The organism is Bacteroidota bacterium (assembly GCA_039714315.1).
GTDB lineage: Bacteria > Bacteroidota > Bacteroidia > Flavobacteriales > JADGDT01 > JADGDT01.
The window spans coordinates 1-5,391 of sequence record JBDLJM010000176.1 but is presented as its reverse complement, the minus strand read 5'-3'; the positions used below and the strand labels follow the sequence as shown (position 1 = coordinate 5,391).

The following is a 5,391-nucleotide window of genomic DNA, read 5'->3' as shown; positions in this document are numbered from 1 at the left end:
GCTTTATCTGACTTTGACTTAGCAGATTTCGGATTACGTGACTTTACATTATTACTCTTTTTCGCAACTGCATTCGCTTTTCCTGACTTCGACTTATCATTTTTTTTCACCTGCCCCGGCGCATATTCCTTAGCTGATTTATCACCTGTTTCCTTCTTAACCTGTCCAGGTGCATACTTCTTCGCCGATTTTTCGCCTGTTTCCTTTTTAACCTGTCCCGGTGGTATTTTTTTTACTACAACAGTTTCTGTAACTTCATTTTCTCTTGTTCTTCTAGCATCATTTTGTCGTTCTGATTCCGAACGGATTACAGTCCTGTTTTCATTCGTTTCTTTTTTAATAATTACTGTTCTGCTACGGGTAGTACGGGTATGGGTTGAGCTTCCTGAATGTCTGTGGGAAGATTTACACCCCGTTATTATCACTACAAATATCAGGCTCGTAATTAGTAATAAATTTTTCATAAACAGTTAGTTTTTATACGATATGATATTACACTAACCTGGATAAACCTACAAACTTTACAGATAATTTTTACCCTGCATCAGCTATGAATATTTTCGTACAAAAATAAAGTATCCTATTTCGTTATTTCCTTTAATAAGCGATAAGGAACATTGCAGACTTCTCTTTCCTCTTTCCTGCCTGACTGAGTCACGCAGGCAGGTATCTTTTATCTTTCCTCTTTTATCTTTCCTCTTTCCTGCCTGACTGAGTCACGCAGGCAGGTATCTTTTCTCTTTAGTCTTTTCTCTTTAGCCTTTCCTCTTTCCTCTTTTTATAAAAAAATCACTTTTTATTTTGCAATTATATGTTTTATCATAAATTTGCCCACGAAACCCATTTACAATTTTAAGTTTCCAAACAATGGACCATAAGAAAAGAATTTTAGACACCGCCAGAGAAATGTTTTTAAACTATGGATATAGTAAAACATCTATGTTGGGCATATCTAAAAATCTGGGTATCAGCAAAAAAACCATATACACATATTTCGACAGCAAAGAAGATTTACTTGAAAAAATAATATCAAATTTCTTTACAGGAATTAAAAAGGAATCTGAAAATATTTACAATAGTGGCAATCTTGAATTCAAGGAGAAATTGCAGGCAATATTTACATTAGTAGGAACTAAATTATCTGCTATCAACCCTCAATTTATTGATGATATTAGCAACAATGCCCCACAGGCATGGCAAAAAATGCAAATAATAAAACAGGAAATTGCCTTCGAAGGATTCTACAAATTACTTGAAGAAGGACAGAAGAAAGGATTCGTTAATAAAAAGATAAACAAAAGTTTAGTTGTATTAACATACATAAGTGCTATAGAAACATTAATAATACCAAGCTTTACCAAACAAGTGCCTTTGAAAATGATAAACGAAATGCCAATTTCTACAAAAGGAATTTTTGAAGGTCTCATGGAAATTATTTTTGACGGAATAACAGAGAGATAATTTTTTTACCTGAACGGAAACCCATTTCTCCTTACTGGTTTCTCTAAAATTTATATCAACAATGAAATTTCAAACACAATAATAACAACGATTTATCGTGCTTTTTCGGAAACCACATTCAACTTCTTGGTTTCCTAAAAATAATTAAAAGTAATATTACCATGCAAAATAAAACAAGAGTATTTAAGATTACGACGATACTCATGCTATTTACAGCAATTCTACCGGTAGCCAACGCTCAACAAAGCGATTCTATGAATTTAGAAGAGATTATTGAAGCTACAATTTCGCACAGTCAAAAACTAAAAATTGCGCAATACCAGTCTGAACAGGCCGACCTCGACAGAAAACGCGCCCTTCGCTCCTACTTACCAAAAATAAGCGCTGAAGCCGGGTATACTATATTAGATGATGATATTAAGTTCGACGATGATTTTAATTCTTTACTGATGGGAAACCAGTGGTTATTGATTAAAGAACAGACCGGACTTCCTTTTAACCAACAACCTACCCCGGAACTAATGGCGATGCTATCTCAAAATGGGGTTGAAATAAAGGAGATCCCACCTATTCAGGAAAAAGAATACTTCAAGGCCAATGTAACAGCTCAGATGATTCTATTTAGCGGGGGGAAAATCCCTTATTTGGCAAAAGCTGCCAAACACAAAAGAAATGCAATAGAGTTAATGTCGGAACAGGAAAGAACAAAACTAACCCTTGAAGTTGTAAAGTATTACGATCAGTTTGCAGTAACATATAAATCGGAAGAAGTTCTCGACGACACCGAAAATATGATTAATAATCAAAAAGAATTCGTAGAAAAAGCATTTAAAAACGGACTGCTTACTAAACTCGATTTGCACAAGCTCGAGTTGGCTCAACAAAAGGTTGATGTAAAAAGAGTAGAGCTCGAAACAGCTAAAAAACTATTGACAGCAAAGCTTTCACAGATGACAGGAATGGAGGCTGCCAGATTTTATAACGTAAAACCGGAACTCAATTTAATTTTTATAAATGAAAATACAGGCGACATCAGCACACGAAACGATATTAAATCGATTGAAGAAGCAATTAAAGCTTCCGACTATAAAGTAAAATCAGAATACTCCGAATTCATGCCTAAAGTTGTCGCTTTTGGCAAAAAGGAACTTGTAAAAGATAACCTCACAATGTTTGATCCTGAGTGGGCCGTAGGACTTAAATTAAAGTGGAATGTGTTTGACGGCTTTAGCTCTACCGCAAAAGTAAAACAGGCAAAAATCGACAAACTCATACTTCAGGAAAAAAAGGATGAAGCCATTGAACTGCTAAGTCTCAAACTAACTAAAGAGGCATTAGATCTGGATAAGAACTTCAAATTAATTGAACTGGCAGATAAAAAAGTGGAAGTAGCCACAAAAACTTTCGAACTAAGCGAAAAACAATATAAGCATGGACTAGTTTCACAAAACGACCATTTAAATACATTGCTTGCTCTTGAAAAAGCAAAACTCGAAAAAATAAAAGCCATATATAATCAACGTGTAGCTGCATTAAACTATCTCGACACCAAAGGAAGTCTGAACTTCAACTCAATAATTAATTAGATAAAAGAATTTAAACCGAATGAAAACATTATACAGGCTATCATTAGTAGCAATAAGCATTTCTACACTTATTTCGTGTAAAAACACAGACAAAACCGGAGTATTACAGGGAAAGGTAAAAAGAGAATCAATTTCGATCGCTCCAAAAGTGCCCGGACGGATTAGTAATATAAGAGTAAATGAAGGTGATATTGTAAACAGGGGCGATACACTTGCAATTATTGATGTACCCGAAATTGAAGCCAAACTTCAACAGGCCGAAGGTGCTGTAATTTCGGCCAACTCTCAATACGATATGGCTGTAAACGGTGCTACAGACGAGCAAATAGAACAGGTAAACTCCATGTACAAAGCCGCAAAGGAACAATATATTTACGCACAAAAATCCTTGAACAGAGTGCGAATCATGTACAACGATTCTTTAATCGCTCCACAAAAATTCGATGAGTCTTTGGCAAAATACAAAGGAGCTCTTGCTCAGTACAATGCAGCAAAAGCAAAGAAGAAAGAAGTTTTGAAAGGTACCCGCAACGAGAAAATACTAATGGCACATGGTGTACTTCAGCGGGCTAAGGGATCGTTAAAAGAAGCAAAAGTTGCTTACAGCGAACGATATATAATCTCACCTAAAAATATGTCGGTCGAGACTATAGCACTTCGCGAGGGAGAACTTGCCCTGCCCGGCTACAACCTCGTAATAGGATACGAAGAAAACACTGCATATTTCAGATTTACAATTCGCGAATCGCAATTACATCAATTCAAAAAGAATGAAGTTTATGTTATAAACCTTCCTTTTAAAAATAAAGATGTGAAAAGTAAACTTGTTTCGGTAAAACAATTGGCAAATTACGCCGATAAAACAAGTTCATATCCCGATTATGAATTAGGTGAAGCTGTTTATGAGTTAAAATTTGAACCTGAAAACCATATCGAAACAAAGGATCTTTTCAATAATTATACCGCTATTCTCAACAAGAAAATTTAAGCAATGAAAAATTTTAACAGTTTAATCGCACGCGAATTTAAGCTTATCCGCAAAAACAGCGTTATACTTGCTATTTTCATTGGAGCACCTATTCTCTACGCTATTTTGCTCGGTGCTGTTTACAGCGATGCAAAAGCAACAGAATTACCTGTAATAGTTGCCGATTTGGATAACTCGCCACTTAGCGACAAATTTATAGATGCCTTGAACGATAATCAATACATATCGGTAAACAAGATTATATATCAAAACAACAGCTCAGTTGAAAATGAATTAATAAAAGATAATTACCATGCCGTAATTACGATTCCTGCACGTTTTGAAGCTGATATAAACCAAAAAAGACACCCCGAAATTGATGTTGATGTTGATGCGGCAAACATGCTAACGGCAAACTATGTTTCAACAGGAATAATGAGGGTATTAGGAACATTAAATGCGGGAATTGAAATTGCTGCAATTAACAAAAAAGGAGTTCCGGTTGAAATTGCAAAACAGCAATTCGAAGCCTTTAAGATAAGCATGAACCGTCATTACAATCCATCGTCTAATTATCTTCATTTTTTGGCACCGGGAATGTTGGGTACTGTAATGCAACAGGTATTTTTGCTGGCACTAGCTTTGAGTTTTACCCAGGAATTCGAAAACAAAACATTCAACAACCTGGTAAAACAAAGCAGTTCAAGCATAAGTTTAATATTCACAAAATCGCTTCCATACTGGATAATAGGGCTTGCACTGTGGTTTCCTCTGTTCTATTTATCGTCTAAGGCGTTTCACCTGCCAACTGCCGAAAATCAGTTTGCCTATTGGTTACTTACGTCATTGTTCTTTATTAGTTTGGCTTTTATTGGAATTGCAGTGAGCTCGGCAATAAACTCCCAGTTAAAGGCTACAGAAATTCTAATGGTAATTGCAACGCCAAGTTTTATTCTGAGCGGACAAACATGGCCTCTTTCACAAATGCCCGAATGGATTCAGGGTATAGCTTCGGCAATTCCTCTAACACACTATCTGGAGGGAATCAGAAAACTACTGATGTACAAGGCCGATTTAACTGATATTGTTCCGCAATTAATTCCGCTGATAATAATTACAGTTGTATCATTCGTAATATCTGTTTTAAATCTAAAATTTAAGATTAGAAAAACGTTGGCATTAATTGATTTGTAATTGGTATTATTTGGGCGCCTAAACGGGCTTTCGCCTATATCTTTTTATTTAGTGGGAGTGCTACTTAAAGTCGCGCCCCCCACTAAATAAAAAGGATGCCGGCTCTATCCCTGGCGCTTTGGGATAAATGGAAAAAAGTAAAATCTCTTTTATTTTTTTGCATTTTCAGAACAAAAGTATAGG

The 5,391-nt window shown here is 35.7% G+C and carries 5 protein-coding genes; 4 read left to right on the top strand and 1 reads right to left on the bottom strand.

All coding sequences use genetic code 11. From position 1 onward, the window contains the following. A partial coding sequence (locus tag ABFR62_12785) for a hypothetical protein (GenBank protein ID MEN8139299.1) occupies window positions 1-464 on the bottom strand: 464 nt, incomplete at its 3' end. A gap of 403 nt (window positions 465-867) precedes the next feature. On the opposite strand from ABFR62_12785, the gene ABFR62_12780 reads away from it, so the two are divergent. The 4 genes from ABFR62_12780 (at window position 868) to ABFR62_12765 (ending at window position 5,208) form a co-directional block, all read left to right on the top strand. Beyond that, the gene (locus tag ABFR62_12780) at window positions 868-1,461 is read left to right on the top strand and encodes a TetR/AcrR family transcriptional regulator (GenBank protein ID MEN8139298.1); all 594 of its coding nucleotides are present in this window, start codon (window positions 868-870) and stop codon (window positions 1,459-1,461) included. 161 nt (window positions 1,462-1,622) lie between these two features. Then, window positions 1,623-3,047 carry a TolC family protein gene (locus ABFR62_12775; protein MEN8139297.1) on the top strand — a complete coding sequence of 475 codons (1,425 nt, stop codon included), beginning with the start codon at window positions 1,623-1,625 and terminating at the stop codon, window positions 3,045-3,047. 19 nt (window positions 3,048-3,066) lie between these two features. After that, window positions 3,067-4,035, top strand: coding sequence for a biotin/lipoyl-binding protein (locus ABFR62_12770; GenBank protein ID MEN8139296.1), 969 nt, complete (start codon window positions 3,067-3,069; stop codon window positions 4,033-4,035). A 3-nt stretch (window positions 4,036-4,038) separates the two neighbouring features. Continuing rightward, entirely contained in the window at window positions 4,039-5,208 is a 1,170-nt protein-coding gene (locus ABFR62_12765) for an ABC transporter permease (protein MEN8139295.1), read from the top strand. Window positions 5,209-5,391: the final 183 nt, after the last annotated feature.